Source organism: Komagataeibacter xylinus, from assembly GCF_009834365.1.
Taxonomy (GTDB): domain Bacteria; phylum Pseudomonadota; class Alphaproteobacteria; order Acetobacterales; family Acetobacteraceae; genus Komagataeibacter; species Komagataeibacter xylinus_D.
Genome location: NZ_CP041349.1, coordinates 173011 through 191712 on the forward strand (window position 1 = coordinate 173011; position 18702 = coordinate 191712).

Consider the following 18702-nt stretch of genomic DNA (forward strand, 5'->3'; position numbering starts at 1 on the left):
AAGAAAAAACGTGCCGGTCGCAAGATAGACTTCCAGCCTGCTCTCATCACCGTCGGGAAATGAGAGTAGAGTGATGACCACCTTTTTTCATGCCCCCGTAAGGGAGGCGCGCCATGCGGCTGTTTAATTCCGCAGTAACCAGGCGGCTTACCGACCCCGACTTTCAGGGGATTGTTGTAGACAGATCACTGCTGCTCAACATCGCACTGGCGGGCGTGGTCATCGTGTTCGCGGCGCACGACGCCTATATCCGTGCACACCCGCCCACACCCCTCTATTTCTACGTTGACGGCCAGAATGCTCCCCGACCGGCCGTGGCCCTCACCAGTCCGGTACTTGGCCAGGATCAGCTTCTCGGCTGGGCCGTCAAATGGGCGATCGCACCCTACAACATCAACTATCGTGATTTTCCAACCCAGATGAACACCGCGGGCGCTCACTACACGCTCAACGGATGGAACACCTTTGCAAAGTCTTTCATTACGCAGGGGAATCTGGCGAAACTCAGGGATGCAAAACTGCTCTGTTATGCGCAGCCGACACGGGCCGCGACCGTACGCGCCGAGACAGTCGTGCAGGGACACGCGCGCTACGTAATACAGTTTCCTTTCATCCAGACCTGCGAAAACGTGAACCAGCAGAACACGCAAATGCTGATGGCAACCGTGACGATTGATCGCGTGGAGGACCTGGATCACCCGGATGGACTGGCCATCGAACAGCTTGTCGTCTCGTCGGGGAGGGAGTGACAACCGTGCGAATTCTTTCTCTCTTTCCGCTGACCCTGTCCATCCTGCCACTTGCGGCACTCGCACAGCAGCCATCACAGCCCGGGCCTGCGGCAACGACACCTGCAGACGATCAGGATCAGGCAGCCGAAGGTGAGGCCGAGCATGAGGCCATTCCTTTCACCCCCGAAGAAATCCTTCGGCTGGGGGAACGCCTGAAGGACGTGCGTCGTGCCACGGAGCAGGTCGGTACGGAATTCGCGACCCCTAATGCGCGCCCTGCGATCCGTGTCTCCTTTGCGCCTGGTCAGCAGACAAGCCTGATCTTTACGACAAAAGGCTATCCGACCGCATTGTCCTTCGTGGACAGCACGGGACAGCCCTGGCCGATCGCATGGAATACGTCTGGCAATTCCGCCAACCCGGACGGCAGCACGAACTGTGCTTCCGGCAAAAGCGGCGCGTCGGCCGGGAATCCTGCGGTTGAGACAACGGGTTTCTATACCTGCGTCCCGTTCAAGGGCTCCAATACCATCAATATCGAACCGATGTCGCTCCAGCCCAGAGGTGGACTGCTCGTAACGCTTCAGAACGCGCCAAAGCCGGTCTCCTTCCTGCTGATCGCGGGACGTGGATCCTACGATGACAACCTGACCGTTCGCATGTCCGAGGGAGGGCCCAATGCCCGGGAGCCGGTCGACAGCCGCCCCGGAGTGCCCGCGACAGGCGAGCCCTACATGAACGCCATGCTAAGCGGCATTCCACCAGCGTCAGCCGTTCCGCTGGCCGTCGAGGGTATTTCACCCGATGACGTACGCGCCTGGCGGATTGGAAACGAGGTCTATCTTCGCACGCGCCTTCATCTCATGACGCCCTCCTCGGACAGCATGGAGCAGGGTGAAGGGGGATACACGCTCTATGCCTTCCATGAGTCCCCCGTTGTCCTTCTCTCCGATGCGGGACGGACGGTCTCGGCCCATATCAGGGACGCACAGTGATGAAACCCAGGTTCAACCAGCTGCTCAGTGATGCGTCGCGGGGCGGAAACCGGCGTCTGCTCGCAATCCTTGGGAGTATAGGCACCGTTCTTGGTGTCACGCTGCTCATCTCCACCATCCACCGTAAGGAGCTTCCACGCTCGGACCCCGGCAGGCCGCCCGCCGCCAACCCCCTGCCCGGCGGCCTGAATTCCAATCCGCGCCAGCAGGAACTCCGCGAAGATCAGATCCGCGACGAGGCAGGTCGGGCACAGACTGCGGGACAGTCGTATTCACCCGATATTGCACCGGGCACGCCCGCCCATCCCGACGACAAGCTTCCCCCGCCCCCAGTCGCCCAGGAGGTCGGGGCGGACGTCAACCCGGCGCTGGCCAAGGCCGCCGCAGCGCCAGCCCCGCACGCGCCTGAGGTCGTGCCAAGCGTTCCCGTCGTACCAGTGCAGACGGATGCAGCCTTCCGTGCAGCCATGCCACGTGACCCACAGCTCCAGAAAGACGCCATCACCGCATACAGACATGCGATCATGGATCTCGCGGGCCGTCTTGATGGACGCTTTCCTGTCACAAATGTCCTGTATGAAAAGACGGAAATCGGAAGGGAACAGACAAAAAAACCGGTGGTCTCCCCTTCAATAACTTCGGCCGCGACAGCAAATTCCCAGACGGCCCTCTCCCGCGTCCTTGTTCCTGCCGGGCGGGGGATTTACGCCCATACGGTTTCAGCAACCAACAGCGATCTCGGGGGAGAAATCATCCTGGAAGCTGATTCAGGTCCACTCGCTGGCGACAGGATGAAAGCATCCGTCAGAAGGGCCGGGGGACATCTGAACAGGCTGGTTGTCCGCGTTGATCAGGTCTTCCATAAGAATGATCCGACCCCGATCCAGGTCGAAGGTATGGTGGTTGCGCCGGACACCATGGAAGCTGCGGTGGCCTCAAGCGTTGACCAGCTATACGTCGAGCGCTTTGTTCTTCCCGCCGCAGCCGCCTTTGTCCAAGGGCTCGGGCAGGCGATCGAGATGACGTCGAACACGACCGGTTCGATCGGAGCCCTCGGCAACGTCAACTACGTCCAGTCACTGAATTTCCCGCAACAACTGGGCGTGGCGGCCGGTGCAGCGGCCTCGCAGGTCAACAGCGCGCTCATGCAGCAGATGCCGACCCAGCCGCGCGTAAATCTTGCCGCTCAGGTCAGTGTTGGCGTGATCTTCATGTCGGACGTCGTCATGAAGAAGTAAGTTTTCGGGCACCGGTCGCATGATATCGGCGAATTCTGCACTCTCTACCAGAAGGCAGCATTCACCATGACCTCAGCCGCAACCGCAACGACGTCCCGGGATCCGTTCAGCGCGGATCGCGGCATTGAACCTGTTCCGTTTCGCAAGCTGGGCACGACGCCCGAGCCTGACCCTTCGCCTGAACCGGACACAATTGCCGAGCCTCTCTCTCCTCACCCGCAACCTGTGACAGCAGCACCTGACAGAAACCGACCCGTTCCACATGCAATAGCCCTTTTCAGGGCGCTTCCGCGCCGCAGGCAGGTCATCATCGCGGGTACTGCCGTCGGCAGTCTGCTCTCCCTCTTCCTCGTGATGGGCATAACAAAGAGGCAGGCGTCTCCCGTGGGCCAGGAAGTCGGAATGATTTCCGCCCCGCTACCAGCAGGCCCCAAAGCGTCTCCAGCGCCAGGGCACTCACCTACATCATTGCCATCACCCCCGGCACCTCAGGTCTCAGCTACAGATGAGGATCTCAAGGCACTCCTTGCGATGAAAAAGCCGCCCCATCCCGCCGACCCAATACCGGCAACTCCGTCGGCTGAGAACACGCCTACGCAGAGACACGATATCGGCATCGAAACGGCCGTTCCAACCGACGATGCGGTCCAGAAAGCAACCCGGCTGCAAGCGGCTCCCATGACATCGGACGACCAGTTGCAGGTGCTGCAGCTTGTAACGGAAGAAGCAGCACTGGTGCAGCGGACCCGCAGCGACATCGCAGCGCTCCGGCAGGATCTTGACCGGCTGCGTATCGCAGATACGGCAAAGGCTTCGGATCTCAACCGCCGGATGTCGCTCCTCGAAGCGAAACGAGCCGTGGCCGACGCCGAAGCACCCCCGTCAGATGGACCGGCCGCCACACGCGCCGCGGCCGACAAGGCACGGGCAGCTCTGGAAGCGGCGGCGGCCGAGCCGCAGCCAGCACCAACGCCGCCGCAATCTCCAGCGTCCCGGACAGCGAAAATGCGCCAGATGCCTCCTGCTCCGCCCCCGACATGGACGCCGCACTACCGGATACTTGCCGCATCTCCCCAGCTTGCCATGGTGCAGGACGACGCTGCGCCGGCCGGACAACCGCCGCAGTCCGAAATCGAAATCGGCACCGATCTCCGCGGATATGGTCGAGTGCGCGCCATCTCTCAACGCGGCACGATGTGGGTGATCCAGGCTGAACGCGGCATCATCCAGTAAGGCAAGGACACATCGACGTGCAAGGTCTGGTCAACCTCGTCAACGATCTCGCTCTCGCCATGGCCTGGCTGCTGCCAATGGCCTGCTATATTGCAGCGTGGATTGCCTTCCTGACCGGGGCATGGGGATTATGGCAGCAGCGCCAGCCCCAGAACCCGTTCGTCGGCCGTCCCTGGGTGCCCTGGATCGGGATTGTCCTGTCCGGCGTCTTTGCCACTTTTGACAGGATACTCACAAAATCCACCACCTCTGCCGGTCTCGATACGCAGGTTGCGCTGGGAGCTTCTGTCACCGGCTACACGGAAGCGACGACGGGAAGCGTCATTTCCGGGACTGGCCCAGAGGATGCCATCCTGTCAATCGTCAGTGATTTCGCCCTGTTCTTCGAAATGTTCGGCGCCTGGGCGGCGTTCATGGCGGTCGTTGCGTGGAACGCGTCAGCGACCGGAAAAACAAACCGCTCAAAACTCAGTTGCCTCATCCAGTTCGTTTTCGGCGTGATCCTCCTCAATCCCGTCAAGGAAGCAACCTGGATCCTGAACCACTGGACAACGTCCGGCTAGGTCCTGTCCGCAAAGAAAGCGTTCGAAGTCGCATGTTGCCGACAGAACAATGATTTGGGGGACATGATCCCTCTTTCAACGGAGCCCTCGACCATGAACCTCTCTCGCACAGGCACCACCAGCGCGGCGCGACTGACGCGTCTGGTGACACAACGGGCCGGATACAGACAGCGTGCCGTCACGGCACTTGGCACATTGGCCGTCCCGATCCTCATTGCCAGCCATGCGCTGGCCCAATCCGCAACCGGCAGCGCAAACGGTATCGGGGCCCAGATGCAGGCCACCGCCCAGGAGGGACTGACAGCGGGCGGCTTTGTCGCTGCTGCATGCATGTATGTCGCTGCCTTCATCTGCTTCATCGGCGGCGTATGGGCGGCCTGGCAGAGCCGCAACGAACAGAACCGTTCGCCCGGAAAGGTCGGTATGGCAATCGCCGGCATCGTGCTGTGCGGTCTTTTCGCAACGGGTCCGCAGTGGATCAACAAGGCTGCCAACACCGCGTCCGGTGGCTCGGCAACCGTTGGTACGCAGGCTCAGGCCTATCAATTCACGAGCGGCGGCTAGGAACCCGATCGCAATGGCCCGTCTCACACAGTCTTTCCGGCTGCTGCCGCGCCCATGGGATCCGTCAGCGCCAGACGCCGGGGAGATGGGTGAGCCGGGCCTTTTCACATGTGCCTGCTGCGGCCTGATAACGCCTGGTCGCAGGTTTCCATGGCATGGTGACGGACCCGGGCCTGTCTGCGCCTTATGCAACATCCTGCAGGATCCGACCCGTCCGGCCATTGAACGCGAAGCCGTCCTGATATGGTGGCCGAAACTGCCGCAGGCCCGCATCATGACCCTGACCCGCTGCGCGCATCAAGCCCTCATGCAGACGCTCGGCAATGGGCCAAACGGACAGGATGTCGTCTGGCATCGTGCAATGGACGCGATCGCGTCAGGGTCGGACACCGCGATGATGCCTGCGCAATGCAAAAGCGCTCTCGCTGTGCTCCGCGCTCTGCACGCGCGAACGACCGAAGCCCGGCGGCGGCTGGAGACAACCTCTCCCCGACTGCTGGCGACTGCCCTGCTGATGGCGAACCGGGCTGACCCGCAGATCAATGAAAGCGCGACCGCCCTGATGGACGGCATCCGGCTCTTCCCCCTGGGCCGTCTCCATAACGGCCCCACCGACATCTACCCGGCGCTTGTCAGGGAATGGCTTGATGCCGATCCCCAACCGGTCATGACGTGACAGGATCATATCAATGGGCGGTATTCTTTCCAGTCTGCTGGCCGGCATCAGCCTCGGGCTGCGCCAGCCCCTTGCCTCATTCTGCGATGTGGAAAGTACGCACGGGGACCATCTCATCACCAAACGCGGTGAATATGTCTCCGTACTGCGCATCAATGGCCTGCGTCGCATGTGCACGCGGCAGGAAGTGGAAGCGCTCGCCGAGCAGCAGCGTATAGAATTGCAGGGTCTCCTTGAAGAACGTGGCCATGCCATTGTGGGATGGTATATTTCCGATCCCGAGCGCTCAGGTATCGAGATTGACCGCCTGAGTCTCAATGGTTGCCGGTCCATAGCCAGACAGATCGGAGCGGACCTTTCGGACGTCATCGAAGAGAGGCGCCGACGCTGGCCAAACGTCATGCGCTGGGAGACCACTTGCTATGTCCTGTGGACCCGGCCCAGCGTGCTGACACGTGAGGACCGCAAACAGGTGGCAGAGGAGCGCCGGACCCTTGCCTCCCAATTTCCTCGCGTGGGCAATACCCAACGTTTTGCCCTGCGCTCCGATATCATGGCGGCCCGCCATGAATCGTTCATTTCACGCGTCCAGGCCGCCTTGCAGGGGTTCGACATTTCCTGCGAATTCCTCGGTCCACATCAGGCATTGCAGGTCGCGCGCGAAGCGACCTATCGTGAAACGGCGGGCTCCGCCTGGAAACCGACCTTGTTGGGTGACCGGGTAATGCCACGGCTTCCGGACGATCTGGATGACCCGCAGCCACATCCGCAGGGCCTGCTCTGGCCAGCGATCCGGGACCAGATCTTCAATGCCGACGCCGAAACGAAAGGCGGACAGCTCGTGACCGTGGGGGATTATACATACGCCCCGGTCGACATGACGATTGGCCCAGAGGATCCGCGCCCGTTTTCCGAACTCTCCAGCGTGCTTGGCCGCAAGAGACTGCCGTGGCGCAGCGCCATGATCCTGGAGGGTGGCGGCCGCGCCGCCTTCGGCTTCAAGGAAGCCGGAGCCGGGTTTCTGGCGATGTTTCCCGGAAATAGCGACATTCGACGGGCGTTTGCCGCACTCAAGCTGGAGCGCCAGAAAAACAACCATAATTCCGTGCGGATGCGCATGACCGCCACAACCTGGGCTCCGGTTGGAGCAGAGGCGAAGCTGCGACGGCAGGCGTCGGACCTCTCCCAGGCAATTGATGCGTGGGGCAACAGCAAGACAACGCGGATCTCTGGCGATCCGCTGGAGGCGGCCATGGGTTCTGTCCCTGCCCTGGCGCTCGGTTCGACTGCGACCTCATCGCTCGCTCTTGTCGGTGACGCGTTCTCCATGATGCCGTGGGCACGCAGTGCGTCACCGTGGCAGAGGGGATCCATTCTCTTCCGCAAACCCGATGGTTCAATCTGGCCCTATGATCCGACCGGGGGCGGGCTACGCCCATCCGTCGTAGACATTATCATCGCCCCGCCTGGCGGCGGAAAATCCGTTCTGGCCAATACCATTCTGCTGGGCTTGATCCTCAGCAGCGCCGCGATCAGCAGCCACGGCACGAAGCTCCCCTATATCGGCAAGCTCGATATCGGGCCGTCCTCGCGCGGACTGATCGAGATGCTGCGCAACGCGCTTGGCCCCGAACGCCAGCACGAGGCGGTTTACGTCAAGATGCAGGCAATCCCGGGCTTCGAGGTCAATGTCTTCGATACCCAGGTCGGACTGGAATATCCTCTGCCACTCGAGCGCGTTTTCCTGCAGAATTTCATCTCGCTCCTTGCTACGCCGCTGGATGGCAGGCCGTGGGAGGGCATGGACCATCTGGTAGAGGACGTGATTGATGAAGCCTACCGCCTCTGTACCGGGGTGCAGGGGGGCACGCCCAAAATCTACACTCCGGGGATCGAGCCCGACGTCGATGCCGCAATAACATCGCTGGGCATCAGCCTGCCCCACCATGCGGGAGAGGACGATCCGACATGGTGGCGGGATGTCGTCGATGCCCTTGTCAATCTCAGGGAATACCGCCTTGCAGGTTTTGCCCAGCGCCATGCAGTACCGGTCCTGCAGGATCTGCTGATTGCGGCCCGCAGCCCGGAAATCGAAAAACGCTATTCCAAGATCACCCTGGAAACTGGAGAAAGCCTGATCGACACGTTTGATCGCTACATCATGAACGTGATCAAGAATTTTCCCATGCTGGCGTCCCCGACAAGGCTGGATATGGGGGACGCGCGCGTGATCGTTCTCGATCTTGCCGAGGTGGCACCATCCGGCTCTCCCGCGGCCAACCGCCAGACAGCGCTCATGTATATGCTTGGCCGCCATATCCTGGCCCGGAATTTCTTTCTCCATCCCGATTATGCCGACGACCCGCATATGCCCCCGTCCATGCGGGACTATCATCTCGCCCGCTTCACTGAGATGTATGAAACGACGAAGCGTGTCGACTTCGATGAGTGGCACCGTACCGAACCAGCGCCCCAGGTAGACAAGCAGGCTGTCCGCGACGGCCGCGAGGGGCGCAAGCACAACGTCCAACTCGCCTTCATTTCACAGAACCATACCGATTTCAGCGAGGACCTTTACAAGATATCAACCGCCCGATGGGTCCTCAAATGCGGTGATCAGGAGACGGCAGACAGCCTTATCCGACGCTTTAAGCTGTCCGATGCCAGCGCCTATGTGATCCGCAACGCACTGCCGGGACCGGGAAAGAATGGTGCGCCATTCTTCGTGGACATGTCGGCCGGAGAAGCAAAGTATGAACAGCTTCTGGTGAACGTCCTGGGGCCAATCGAACTCTGGTCTTTCTCGACGACGCCTGGCGACACGGCGCTCCGTTCGCGCCTTTACAAACGGATCCACTTTGCCCGAGCCCTGCGGATGCTCGCCACCGTATTTCCCTCGGGAACAGCAAACAGCGAGATCGAACGCAGAAAAAGCGAGCGCATGAATGTTTTCGGTCTCGCGACCGATGAAGCGTTTGCCGGCGTTCTGGATGAACTGGCGGATGAGATCGTGGAAGGTAGAGGCGTGGCCGCAGGATTGTATGAAACCCTGCGCGCCATTGATGAACAATCGGAACTCGAATTTACCATTGGGTAGAAGGTGACCGATATTTTCCTGACGGCCTCACATCCCGATCATTGCGGACACAATGATGTTGACCATGCTGTTCGATCAATAGCGCGGCGACGTCTGGCAGGGATAGATTCGACAAATTTATGTGTCGTATCTGGCATATTATACGATATTATCAGTCATATGTGACTATCAGATCGTTAGCGCGATCCCGATCTGATCGTTTATGAAGGCGGCTTCATAATGACGCGCCATCGCCCCGGAAACACCAACCTCTCGCAGAACAGGCCTCCACTCATCCGAAATTCGCCGCGCTGTCACGCGGATCATCTGCCGGGCCTCAGCAGGGGTAATTTCGAAGAATTCACACGCCTCCAGTGCCAGACGGATGGACCGATCATGCGGACCGCCCTCCAGTATCGCCGTTTCCAGATGCGGGTTACGGTCGGGTGCTGGATTCACATCGAAAACGGGGGATAACCGCCAGTGTCCAGCGCCCACATAGAGAAATCCGTGATTTTTCAGATGATCGTCCTTATTTGACACGAGAATAGTATAAACCAGACGCAGGAAGAGTTCGCGGAACTCTGCCTGGGGATCGGCGGCATAGGTCCGGATAAAATCGACAATCTCCGTATAGGAACCCAGTTCCGTTCCGGTTTTCCCCAGAGCAGTCCTCGCCGAAATATAAGGAATCCGGCCAGCCCCACGCCGATCAAACCGCTGGATCAGAGCCACAGGAAACGGCGTTTCAGCCAGTTCCAGCCTGACCTCTGGCGTCCGGATTCCGCATGCTCTTGCCAGACGAAGCGTGGCAACTTCAATACGTTCTATTGGCCACTGGTCGTGAACCGAGGTAAATTTTGCAAGCCAGAGCACATCGCCGTCCCGAACATTGGCCTTCGGTCGCGCCCCACCCGAACCACCTGCACCAGCGAGCGCCTGCATATCCCTTTCGGATATGTCCTTGCCCTGTTCATATGCCCGCGCGATAGCCGTAATAGCGGCAAGATCGACCAGACGCGGTATGGTGTCATCGGCGCCGCCACGAATGATTTCTCCGTTATCATCGGCGAAACGAAGCGCACCCTGCCGACATACGTCATCCGACAGTGTGAGATATTCAAACTCGGAAAGCCCATTACCGTAGGCACGCTCGAGAAGCCTGCGCCCCCAACTGTCGGGCGCAGCATCAGCAAAGACACCCGCAAGGGCATCGCGCACGTTCCTTGGCTGGCCAGCCGCATGAAACGGCCCAGAGCCAAGGGGAAAGGTTGGCTGGATGGCAAAGGCCCGAGAATTCTCGACCCAGGCCGGATCATAAGTGAAGGTCGAAAACTGCCGTGGACCTGCCTGCGTAAAACGCAGTTGACCCACGGGAGTCAGGCTGTCGCCAAGAACGACATGGGCGCTGAAATCAGGCATCAGAACGAAGCACCGTCCATATCAATAACATCCGCTCCCCCATGCGTGGCCTTATCCTTATCCTGCTGCCTGCGTAACGTGGTCGCAGAAGACCGGCCTCGACGAGGCTGACGTTCAGCAGCCAACGCCAGTCCCAGATCATCCTTGCGGATATCAATCAGGTCGGCCAACCGGTCCAGAAGACCAAGCACGACCAGCACGTCGGCCAGAGTGCCGATCCCCACACCCGGGTCTCCCTTTTCCAGGCGCGCGATGGAACTTGCTGACGTGCCGGCACGAGCGGCCAGGTCGGCTATCGCTATGCCGCGCCGCAGGCGCGCGCCACGAAGGTCACGCCCCAGTCGCTCAAGAGCCGCACGGGATTTTGGTGAGCCCATTACTATCACTCATATTTGGCATATAAAGTGCCTTATAGCATCATATATGGAATTCTGTAAACTCCACAGCCTCTGCCCTTCACAACACGTTCCTGGCAGGAACTGGCACGTCGCGTAGAAAGCGTTGGGCAGGCCGCCTGATTTCCAAGGGCGGTTTCTGGTCGCAGGGCGATCATCACCCTATAAGTCTATTTTCCACCTTGAGGTCATGATGCCTGTTCCGCCAATCGATCCCTTCCACGCGCTGTCCATCAGCGCACTGGCGCATGAACTGGCCGCGCAGGGGCGCAGCATCATTCAAATGGAATTTGGCCAGCCTTCCACCGGCGCGCCAAGCGCAGCGATCGAACGCGCCCAGCACATACTGGCGACAGACCCCATGGGCTATTGGGAAAGCCAGCCCCTGAAGGAACGGATCGCCCTGCACTATTACGAAACATATGGCGTTTCGCTCCGGCCTGAACAGATTATCCTGACCTGTGGCGCATCACCCGCGCTGGTTCTGGCGCTAATGACCAGTTTTGTGCCCGGCGCGCATGTAGCCATGGCGCGACCGGGTTATGTGGCCTACCGCAATGTCGTGCGCTCGCTCCATATGAAACCGGTTGAAATTCCATGTGGGGAAAAAGAACGCTTCCAGTTGACCCCCGACGCCATTGCCGCGCTTGAACCTGCTCCCGACGGGTTGATCCTGGCCAGTCCCGCCAACCCCACCGGTACCATCCTGTCTCCTGATGAAATACGGCGCATTGTTGACGTCTGTCGCGCGCACGGGATCTGCATCATATCGGATGAAATCTATCACGGCCTGAGTTTTGGCGAACGCGCGCACAGTATTCTGGAATATGATCCCAATGCGCTGGTGGTAAACAGTTTTTCCAAATACTTCAGCATGGCGCCGTGGCGGCTGGGGTGGCTGGTTGTCCCGCCAGCAAAGGTGGAAGCCGCCCGCGCGCGGATGGGTAACCTGTTCCTGCCGCCCGCCGCCCTCAGCCAGCACGCGGCCCTTGCCGCCTTCGACTGCCGCGATGAGCTTGAAGGGCATATGGAAACCTACCGGCGCAATCGTGACCTGCTGCTGCGTGCCCTGCCCGAAATGGGGCTGCGCCATATCGCGCCACCAGATGGAGCGTTCTATATCTATGCCGATATCCGGCACCTGACGGATGACAGCATGGCGTTTTGCAAGCGCCTGTTGCTGGATACGGGTGTTACGACAGCACCGGGCATTGATTTCGACCCCATAGACGGGAAATACTTCATCCGTTTCAGCTTTGCGGTCGCAACGGACCAGATTGAAGAAGCCATCCGCCGCATGGTCCCATGGTTTCGTCACCAGAAGGACCGCTTACCCGTCAATGCAGTGATTTAAAGGGGGATATACGTCTGGAGCGCGTATAGTTGTGTTTCTGATCAGGAGACATGCGAATACGCACTTACCGCGACCCACTACTACGGACCATGCAGGTAGTTTCTTCCAACTTAAGTTCTGCGGCACACGTCTTGATTATAGTCAACCCCTGCTGCATGCCTTGCCCAGATCAATACATTCATACCAAACCATTACCTGCCTGCGATATTACTACCTCAAGCCACTGCTGGAACTGAAATGCGAGGTGGCAAAACTATGCTTCAGCACGATCCCGTTACTCAACACAACAGTCAGCATCTTGCTTTTGTTATTTGATCTTTCTCCAAGCATGCCAAGTCCGACTACGTCCTGCGCTATTGAAAGACCATCCTCCCTGCCGGACGTAAAACTATAAATCCAGACCTCATAACCATCTTCATAGGTTTTCTGCCCCGGTTCACCGTAAATCTGACGCACCTGGGATGAAGTTGTCACACCATCATGAATATTCTGATCAACTTCCGCGATGGTTGTTTTTTTTATGGAAGCATCACCCGTGGACGAACAGGCACTCGTGCCTGCAATGATCGCCATCACGATGGCCGTTCTGATGATCTTCATCCTGCACTCTACCCTCTCGGCTACATATCATCGACATACCTCATTGTGTCCCATCGATACAGATTGTTCAGCGCACATCAGATGCTTGGTAGGACTGTCAGCAACATGGATGGCTGCCGGTGATCCCCTCACGTTCAGAGCCGAAAACAGAAAAGGGTTGCTCCTGTCCCACGCAATTCTGCGCGTCAATCCGGCGACAGCATACCCCAAAAGAGGACACGAATCCGCTCTCGGGGCCTGCATGAAAGAAAAAGCAACGCAGCCAATTTTTGCTGCAGCAGTCGCAAGATGATCTTCGAAGCTTCTTCCGTTATCCGGAGAAGCTCATGAAACATTCTCTGCTCATTTTTCTTTTGCCCATGGCGCTCAACGCCTGTGCGCAGAGCCTGTCGTCACCTTCTCCCATTGCGACGACCGGCATGGCCAATCCTGAACTGGCCTTGCAGCGGTCAATAGCAGAGACCACGACTGATCTTCGGGAACTTGGCAGCATCCGCCCGTCTCCGGTCGTGGCATCTGCCAACCAACCCCCGCTCCCCGATGACCTGACCCGCCGGATCTGGTTCGTGTGGGACGGCCCGCTGGGCAAGGCCGTCGCAAAACTCGGCCAGGAGATTGGCTATAGCGTGATTGTCACCGGCCATCCCCGATCAATGCGCGTCGCGACCAACAGTGTTGCCGCCGTGGTGGATATCCTTCGGACATTGGGCGATCAGGCCGGAGATCAGGCCATGGTCTCGGTAGACCCGCTTCACCACGCGATAACGGTGGCCTGGCATGCGTAAGATGGCGCTCTTTCTATCTTCGGCCATCGTCGTGACGGCCGCAGGCAGCCCGACCCATGCGGCGTCTGTCTCCACGGGGAAGGTTGTCATTGAGGAGGGGCAGCACGTCCGGCTACCGACATCGTCTCCATCCCCACCACCGGCCCGCAGCGGCACATTGGTCCCGGAGCCACAGCCGCCCCAGCCGGGTGCGGATCAGGTGGACGGGGCTGACCCCGCCCTTGCCAATCCCATCAATAAACCGGTGACAGGGGCCTCAACGCTCGACGAGGTAGTCGGCGGCGAAGCGCCTCCCTCTCTTGAGGCCCTTCAGAACACCCGCCCCAATGACGAGCCAGGCGATGACCTGAAACCCGGTCGAAGCACCCAGCTTCGGGAAGCCGCGCATATTTACGGCGCGCAGGGCGGTCTGGCCGCCCGGGCATTCGCCATCAACGAGATGCTGCGGCGCCATGAGGAGACACTCGACGCCACTTATGATTTCCGGTCGATCGTGCTTCCGATCGGGAGCGGCCAGACCCTCATGCAGCCCCCCATCGTCACCGAGGCACAGATGGCCTTTGCGCTCAATGACACCGGCCAGGTGGCGCACGAGACAGAATGTGTTTTCGAGATCACCCGGGAGGCACAACTGACATCCGCGCCCCCGGACTGGCGCACGTATCTCGTCCGGACATGGGGCAAACCGCATCACCCGGTGGCCGCGGCCCTGCCCCGCACAAAGGCGGAAGTGTCACACTGGAACCAGTGGGTGGCCGAAGGCTGGGCAGATGGAGAGAAGCAGGCGACCGAGATCTTCCTCTCCGATCTGTCGCGCCTGCAGCGCGACATTACCGGCATGGCCCGCTACCGGGTGCTGCTGAACGCCGGGCGCGTCGAAGAACCGCGCGTCGTGTTCGAGCACCAGGACGCCGTGGGAGGAGGAGACACCCTCCACCTCAATGACCGCACGATCCGGATCGCGAGCCAGCCGGGGCTTCAGGGCCACGTCCGGCGCGGAAGCGATTACGGTTATCCGGAGCATTGCCGATGAATATCACCATCCCCGTCACGACCGACGAACCCTGGCCGGATGAAGGCAGGAAAGCGTTTGCCTGGGTCGAGGAACGACGGCGTAACGCGCCGGGACTGGACTCCCTCCTTCGCTGGGCGCATGGCCTCGGCGCCTCGCGCATCGACATCAAGACCGGCCATCCGGTCACGATCAAGGTGCACGGCGTGATCCGCTACGCCACATGTAAAGCGACGGACTCCCTCGCGCTGGCGGATATCGTCGGCCATGTCTATGCCTCTGACGGGATGGCCATGCTTGGTGTCGGCCATATCCTCGATACGGCCTACAGCGTGGCACTGGACCGCAAGGTCAATCTGCGTTTCCGGATCAATCTTTCACCCATTTCGGTCAAGCGGGGCAGCGGCGTCCACGTCGTCATGCGTCCAATCCCCGCGCGCCCCGCAAGCCTTGACCAGCAGATGGTCGAACAGGAAATCCGGGACACGAACAGGCTCAAAAGCGGCATGGTCCTGTTTGGCGGGGCAACCGGTTCCGGAAAGACCACGTTGCAATTCGGGCTCGCCATCGAAAAACTGATGGACCCGACCGTATACTGCGACATGGCAACCGGCGAGGAGCCCATCGAGTTCCTGCTGGACGACCTGCGTCCGCCTTCAGGATCGCGGATCAGCCAGACGGAGATCCGCCCCCCTACCCTGACTTTTCCCACCTTCACCCGCAGCCTGACACGCCGCGAGATGAGCGATGGCATCATCACGGAATGTCGGGACGGCGAGACCATGAATGCAGCCATCAATATCGCCATGATGGGCGGTATCCTGGGCACGACGCTGCATGCAGACAGCGTCTCCCTCATGATCCAGCGCGCGATCGCGCTCTGTCCCCCCTCGGAACGTGACAACCTGGTCTCGGCCCTCGCTCAGGCGCTCCGGTTCTGCATCAACCAGCGCCTTGTGCCCCGCAAGGGCGGCGGGCGTGTTGCGATCCGCGAATTCCTCACCTTCGATCGTGATCTGCGCCGCAAGCTGACCCGGACCGAGCCAACAGACTGGCCGGACGTCGTGGCCGACGCGGTCGAGGCGCAGGGCCAGTCTTTCGGAAAGGCCATCCGCAAACTGCTTGATGCCGATCTGATCACCGAAGACACCGCTCTGGCGGAAGAAAGGAGAGACGCGTGATGTGGCGTGCAACGGCCTATCCTGTCCGGGTTTTCATTCTCGATGCCCGCAGTTGCTTTCCCATTCTCATCTCCGTGACACACTGGAGCCTCACCACCCTGCTGATCGGGATCTTCGGCGTGGTGTTTTTCGGGACGATCTCGTTTTTCGGGCTGACGCTGCCGGCCGCGATACGCTCCATCCGACGCTTTCTCATCGGGCCGGTCCGCACCGCCCTGCCGACATGGCAAAGGAGGCGGTTCTCATGAGCGCGATCGATCTGGCGGCGATCAGTGCCGCGCAGACACGGCTTCTGGCCGAAATCGGCAAGCCGATTGAACTGCTGGACCGTGGCACCGGAAAACGGATGGTCATATCACCGGCTGACGCGGCACACCCTGAAGCCTATCTGCCCATTTTCCTGATCAGTGCCGAAGCCCTGTGGCTGGAACTGACAGGGACGGGCTTTGCCCTTGATGTCAGCAGGACGCCCGACAGCGCGCTCGGCTATGCCGTCCGCAAGGTGCGCGCCGGTTCATTTACGGTCGTGATGTTATGTCTGATCGATGTCACGATGAGGCTTGCGGAGATGGACGACGCGCTGGTCCTCAATCATCTGATCGACTTCTGGGGCGAAGCCCATGGCCGGATCGCTGATGTCGCGCCGACCTTGCAGGGGGCGACATGATCCCCCGCCTCGCTCTGGCGGCACTCGGGGCGTTTCCCCTCTTTGCCGCCAGCACGACCGCCCGCGCCACGAGCGTCGAAGAAAATGGCCGCCAGATTGCAGCCTGTCTGGAGGCTTCGGCAAAAATCTCCGGCGTGCCCCGCGGCGTGCTGCTCGTCCTCCTCTATGTCGAGGCCGGCCGCCCCGGAATGGTCAGCCCGAACGGTAACGGCACGGCGGATCTCGGACCGATGCAGGTCAACACGACATGGGTTGATCGCATCGCGAGGCGATGGCACAGCACGCCCGCGCAAACATATGCGGCGCTGCGCGACAGTTCGTGCGCCAATATCGAGGCAGGCGCCTGGATCCTTGGTCAGGCGATGCACGAAGCACACGGCGACCTCTGGCAGGCCGTGGCATTCTATCACTCTCATACCCCACGCCATGGCAATGCCTATCTCCGGCGTTTCTACGACATCGCCCTCACGATGATGGCCAGAAACCGCAGGGATGATCGCTCATGAGCACAAACCGCGTCCCATGGTCATCCAGCGATGACTATCTGCTCTTTTCCTCGATCATCATCATCGTCGGGGTCCTGCTGTTCAGCTACATGGCCTGGAGCCTGTGGCATACGCAGATCACAGCCTTCTATCTGCGGGCCATGCTGGGGCAGATCAACCTGCTGCATACGTCTAATCCCGACCTGATGCGCCTGCGGTTCCAGTTGCAGGCCGCGCAATATCGACCGGACCTGGTGCGGGCGATCCAGCTTTATTATGGCCTTGCGATCCTGGGCAATGCCCTGAAATGGCCGGTGGCCATCGTGATTGCCCTTCTGGGTGGGTTATGCATGTGGCGTGCTGCCCCCGGCCGATTTGCAAAAGCGCTCGATCTGGAAGGTCTGATCGCGGTCCAGGCAGAAATGTTTCCAACACTGAAAGGCTTCGTCAGACGCCGACTGGACAGGCTTGTAACGCCCACGGACGGTATCCCCCTGCCGGCGGACCCGGCCCTGACACGTGCCGAATGGGGTGCGCGCTTCGCTGTCGATGCACAGGACCGCTACAGTGAAACCGGCGCGCTCGAGGCGTTCACGCGCCAGTTGGGCCGCCACTGGACCAGCATCCACGCCGCGTCCCCTGTCGAACAGGTGCTTCTCGTTGCCTTTGCGATGCACTACCTCCAGAGGCGCCGGGACGCCCTCGCCCTGCTTGGTGAACTCTCTGCCGGCCTGGCCGACGCCGGCCTTGATGGTCCGCATGGTCCTCTGACGCCGCTTACGGTGCCAGAGTCCGTTGTGCGAAGCGCCCGCTCTGCCCTGCAGGACAAGGAAATCACAAACTGTATCGATACGCTCTGCGAACGCAGCGGGTGGAGCGTGACCGCGCTCATGACCCTGCTGCACGAAGCCCGGCGGCAGGCGGGCGTACTGGCACCCTCCTCATTCGCCATCGTGAAGCTGATCGACCGATCATTGTGGTACGCGCTGCATTCACTCGGCTTTCCTGCTGAAATCCCGGCCGAAGACCTTCATCCCAATCCCCGCATCGAGGCCGCCGGCGCGCGTGCGCACTGGAGCGAAGAACGGCGCCACCAACGTCCGATCTACATCCCTGCGGTTGAGAACGCACTCGCCGTCCTGCGCCCGATGCCCGAAGCACAAGGATCTTCCCATGACCCGTATCATCCTCCACGCTGATGGCCGGGCGCCCATCACCATTGAACTCGACGGGACAGGCTTACAGCCGCTCCATTTCCATCTCGGATCTGATTTCGGGCAGACGGAGACGGGCGATGCGGCACCGACTGTACCAGAAACGGCAGCAGCACGACGCGGGCGCCTGAAAAAGGCATTGCCCGCGCTCATCGCCGGGGGGCTGGCCGCCATCCTGATCATCGGCACACGTCAGGCCATGGTTTCCGACCGCGCTGTTCCCGACACGGGGCCCGCTGGCATGCTACGGCCGCCTGCAATTCTACCCCCACTCTCCGGCGCGCGCATGCCGGTCGATGGAAATGTGGTCGACAATCCCGACGGTCACCCGGCGAGCGCGGAAATCGATGCCGCACGACGCATCATGACGCAGCGGCCCGTCGTCACTTATCCGCAACCCCCAGGTAGCGCGCAGACAGCGCCGACGGCGCCGGTTTCCCCCACGGCACCAACCGCGCCCGTGGCGCCTACGATCGGCACCGGAAAATCTCCTTTCGGGCTGGAAGACTGA

General features: G+C 60.5%; 20 protein-coding genes. 17 read left to right on the top strand and 3 right to left on the bottom strand.

Translation table 11 applies throughout. From position 1 onward, the window contains the following. Nucleotides 1-113: 113 nt before the first annotated feature. The 8 genes from FMA36_RS17670 (at nt 114) to FMA36_RS17705 (ending at nt 9097) form a co-directional block, all read left to right on the top strand. Nucleotides 114-749 (top strand): DotI/IcmL/TraM family protein, encoded by a 636-nt coding sequence (locus tag FMA36_RS17670; protein WP_053323851.1) that lies wholly within the window; start codon nt 114-116, stop codon nt 747-749. Beyond that, on the top strand, nt 746-1726 hold the full coding sequence (locus FMA36_RS17675; protein WP_102325803.1) for a DotH/IcmK family type IV secretion protein: 981 nt from the start codon (nt 746-748) through the stop codon (nt 1724-1726). The genes FMA36_RS17670 and FMA36_RS17675 overlap by 4 nt, the downstream gene beginning before the upstream one ends. Beyond that, on the top strand, nt 1726-2964 hold the full coding sequence (locus tag FMA36_RS17680; RefSeq protein WP_110095204.1) for a DotG/IcmE/VirB10 family type IV secretion system protein: 1239 nt from the start codon (nt 1726-1728) through the stop codon (nt 2962-2964). The genes FMA36_RS17675 and FMA36_RS17680 overlap by 1 nt, the downstream gene beginning before the upstream one ends. Before the next feature lie 531 nt (nt 2965-3495). Beyond that, complete coding sequence (locus FMA36_RS17685) at nt 3496-4197, top strand: hypothetical protein (protein ID WP_240906600.1); 702 nt, start codon at nt 3496-3498, stop codon at nt 4195-4197. Nucleotides 4198-4214: 17 nt separating this feature from the next. Then, nucleotides 4215-4760, top strand: a complete 546-nt coding sequence (locus tag FMA36_RS17690) for a hypothetical protein (RefSeq protein ID WP_159264257.1) — start codon at nt 4215-4217, stop codon at nt 4758-4760. A gap of 93 nt (nt 4761-4853) precedes the next feature. Continuing rightward, complete coding sequence (locus FMA36_RS17695; RefSeq protein WP_025440154.1) at nt 4854-5324, top strand: hypothetical protein; 471 nt, start codon at nt 4854-4856, stop codon at nt 5322-5324. Nucleotides 5325-5598: 274 nt separating this feature from the next. Beyond that, nucleotides 5599-6000, top strand: coding sequence for a hypothetical protein (locus FMA36_RS19610; protein ID WP_240906601.1), 402 nt, complete (start codon nt 5599-5601; stop codon nt 5998-6000). Between the two features lie 13 nt (nt 6001-6013). Then, nucleotides 6014-9097 (top strand): secretion protein, encoded by a 3084-nt coding sequence (locus tag FMA36_RS17705; RefSeq protein WP_025440153.1) that lies wholly within the window; start codon nt 6014-6016, stop codon nt 9095-9097. 168 nt (nt 9098-9265) lie between these two features. Here FMA36_RS17705 and FMA36_RS17710 read toward each other — a convergent pair whose 3' ends face one another. Together FMA36_RS17710 and FMA36_RS17715 are read right to left on the bottom strand one after the other, a co-directional pair. After that, nucleotides 9266-10498: a type II toxin-antitoxin system HipA family toxin gene (locus tag FMA36_RS17710; RefSeq protein ID WP_159264261.1), complete on the bottom strand. Its 1233-nt coding sequence runs from the start codon at nt 10496-10498 to the stop codon at nt 9266-9268. Beyond that, nucleotides 10498-10875: a helix-turn-helix domain-containing protein gene (locus FMA36_RS17715; RefSeq protein ID WP_019087395.1), complete on the bottom strand. Its 378-nt coding sequence runs from the start codon at nt 10873-10875 to the stop codon at nt 10498-10500. Before FMA36_RS17715 ends, FMA36_RS17710 begins: the two co-directional genes overlap by 1 nt. A 211-nt stretch (nt 10876-11086) precedes the next feature. Between FMA36_RS17715 and FMA36_RS17720 the strand changes: the two genes are divergently transcribed. After that, nucleotides 11087-12247, top strand: coding sequence for a pyridoxal phosphate-dependent aminotransferase (locus tag FMA36_RS17720; RefSeq protein ID WP_167518070.1), 1161 nt, complete (start codon nt 11087-11089; stop codon nt 12245-12247). A 210-nt stretch (nt 12248-12457) separates the two neighbouring features. Here FMA36_RS17720 and FMA36_RS17725 read toward each other — a convergent pair whose 3' ends face one another. Next, nucleotides 12458-12847, bottom strand: coding sequence for a hypothetical protein (locus FMA36_RS17725; protein ID WP_007396668.1), 390 nt, complete (start codon nt 12845-12847; stop codon nt 12458-12460). Between the two features lie 326 nt (nt 12848-13173). On the opposite strand from FMA36_RS17725, the gene FMA36_RS17730 reads away from it, so the two are divergent. The 8 genes from FMA36_RS17730 to FMA36_RS17765 are packed head-to-tail and all read left to right on the top strand — an operon-like array spanning nt 13174 to nt 18702. Continuing rightward, nucleotides 13174-13632 (top strand): DotD/TraH family lipoprotein, encoded by a 459-nt coding sequence (locus FMA36_RS17730; RefSeq protein ID WP_159264265.1) that lies wholly within the window; start codon nt 13174-13176, stop codon nt 13630-13632. Next, nucleotides 13625-14665, top strand: coding sequence for a type IV secretory system conjugative DNA transfer family protein (locus tag FMA36_RS17735; protein ID WP_159264267.1), 1041 nt, complete (start codon nt 13625-13627; stop codon nt 14663-14665). The genes FMA36_RS17730 and FMA36_RS17735 overlap by 8 nt, the downstream gene beginning before the upstream one ends. After that, nucleotides 14662-15825, top strand: a complete 1164-nt coding sequence (locus FMA36_RS17740; RefSeq protein WP_159264269.1) for a type IV pilus twitching motility protein PilT — start codon at nt 14662-14664, stop codon at nt 15823-15825. Before FMA36_RS17735 ends, FMA36_RS17740 begins: the two co-directional genes overlap by 4 nt. Further along, nucleotides 15825-16073: an IcmT/TraK family protein gene (gene icmT / locus FMA36_RS17745; RefSeq protein WP_053324023.1), complete on the top strand. Its 249-nt coding sequence runs from the start codon at nt 15825-15827 to the stop codon at nt 16071-16073. Before FMA36_RS17740 ends, icmT begins: the two co-directional genes overlap by 1 nt. Beyond that, nucleotides 16070-16492, top strand: coding sequence for a hypothetical protein (locus tag FMA36_RS17750; protein WP_053324024.1), 423 nt, complete (start codon nt 16070-16072; stop codon nt 16490-16492). Before icmT ends, FMA36_RS17750 begins: the two co-directional genes overlap by 4 nt. Further along, on the top strand, nt 16489-16998 hold the full coding sequence (locus FMA36_RS17755) for a lytic transglycosylase domain-containing protein (protein ID WP_159264271.1): 510 nt from the start codon (nt 16489-16491) through the stop codon (nt 16996-16998). Before FMA36_RS17750 ends, FMA36_RS17755 begins: the two co-directional genes overlap by 4 nt. Beyond that, a complete protein-coding gene (locus tag FMA36_RS17760) occupies nt 16995-18176 on the top strand; it encodes a secretion/conjugation apparatus DotM-related subunit (protein WP_159264273.1) in 1182 nt (393 codons plus the stop codon). The genes FMA36_RS17755 and FMA36_RS17760 overlap by 4 nt, the downstream gene beginning before the upstream one ends. Then, complete coding sequence (locus tag FMA36_RS17765; protein ID WP_159264275.1) at nt 18151-18702, top strand: hypothetical protein; 552 nt, start codon at nt 18151-18153, stop codon at nt 18700-18702. Before FMA36_RS17760 ends, FMA36_RS17765 begins: the two co-directional genes overlap by 26 nt.

Bases quoted from the DNA above. Each gene is read 5' to 3' on its own strand.
- FMA36_RS17760 (WP_159264273.1), top strand. From the start codon at position 16,995: ATGAGCACAAACCGCGTCCCATGGTCATCCAGCGATGACTATCTGCTC.
- FMA36_RS17740 (WP_159264269.1), top strand. From the start codon at position 14,662: ATGAATATCACCATCCCCGTCACGACCGACGAACCCTGGCCGGATGAA.
- FMA36_RS17730 (WP_159264265.1), top strand. From the start codon at position 13,174: ATGAAACATTCTCTGCTCATTTTTCTTTTGCCCATGGCGCTCAACGCC.
- FMA36_RS17765 (WP_159264275.1), top strand. From the start codon at position 18,151: ATGACCCGTATCATCCTCCACGCTGATGGCCGGGCGCCCATCACCATT.
- FMA36_RS17695 (WP_025440154.1), top strand. From the start codon at position 4,854: ATGAACCTCTCTCGCACAGGCACCACCAGCGCGGCGCGACTGACGCGT.
- FMA36_RS17680 (WP_110095204.1), top strand. From the start codon at position 1,726: ATGAAACCCAGGTTCAACCAGCTGCTCAGTGATGCGTCGCGGGGCGGA.
- icmT (WP_053324023.1), top strand. From the start codon at position 15,825: ATGTGGCGTGCAACGGCCTATCCTGTCCGGGTTTTCATTCTCGATGCC.
- FMA36_RS17755 (WP_159264271.1), top strand. From the start codon at position 16,489: ATGATCCCCCGCCTCGCTCTGGCGGCACTCGGGGCGTTTCCCCTCTTT.
- FMA36_RS17720 (WP_167518070.1), top strand. From the start codon at position 11,087: ATGCCTGTTCCGCCAATCGATCCCTTCCACGCGCTGTCCATCAGCGCA.
- FMA36_RS17670 (WP_053323851.1), top strand. From the start codon at position 114: ATGCGGCTGTTTAATTCCGCAGTAACCAGGCGGCTTACCGACCCCGAC.
- FMA36_RS17705 (WP_025440153.1), top strand. From the start codon at position 6,014: ATGGGCGGTATTCTTTCCAGTCTGCTGGCCGGCATCAGCCTCGGGCTG.
- FMA36_RS17725 (WP_007396668.1), bottom strand. From the start codon at position 12,847: ATGAAGATCATCAGAACGGCCATCGTGATGGCGATCATTGCAGGCACG.
- FMA36_RS17735 (WP_159264267.1), top strand. From the start codon at position 13,625: ATGCGTAAGATGGCGCTCTTTCTATCTTCGGCCATCGTCGTGACGGCC.
- FMA36_RS17710 (WP_159264261.1), bottom strand. From the start codon at position 10,498: ATGCCTGATTTCAGCGCCCATGTCGTTCTTGGCGACAGCCTGACTCCC.
- FMA36_RS19610 (WP_240906601.1), top strand. From the start codon at position 5,599: ATGACCCTGACCCGCTGCGCGCATCAAGCCCTCATGCAGACGCTCGGC.
- FMA36_RS17715 (WP_019087395.1), bottom strand. From the start codon at position 10,875: ATGGGCTCACCAAAATCCCGTGCGGCTCTTGAGCGACTGGGGCGTGAC.
- FMA36_RS17685 (WP_240906600.1), top strand. From the start codon at position 3,496: ATGAAAAAGCCGCCCCATCCCGCCGACCCAATACCGGCAACTCCGTCG.
- FMA36_RS17750 (WP_053324024.1), top strand. From the start codon at position 16,070: ATGAGCGCGATCGATCTGGCGGCGATCAGTGCCGCGCAGACACGGCTT.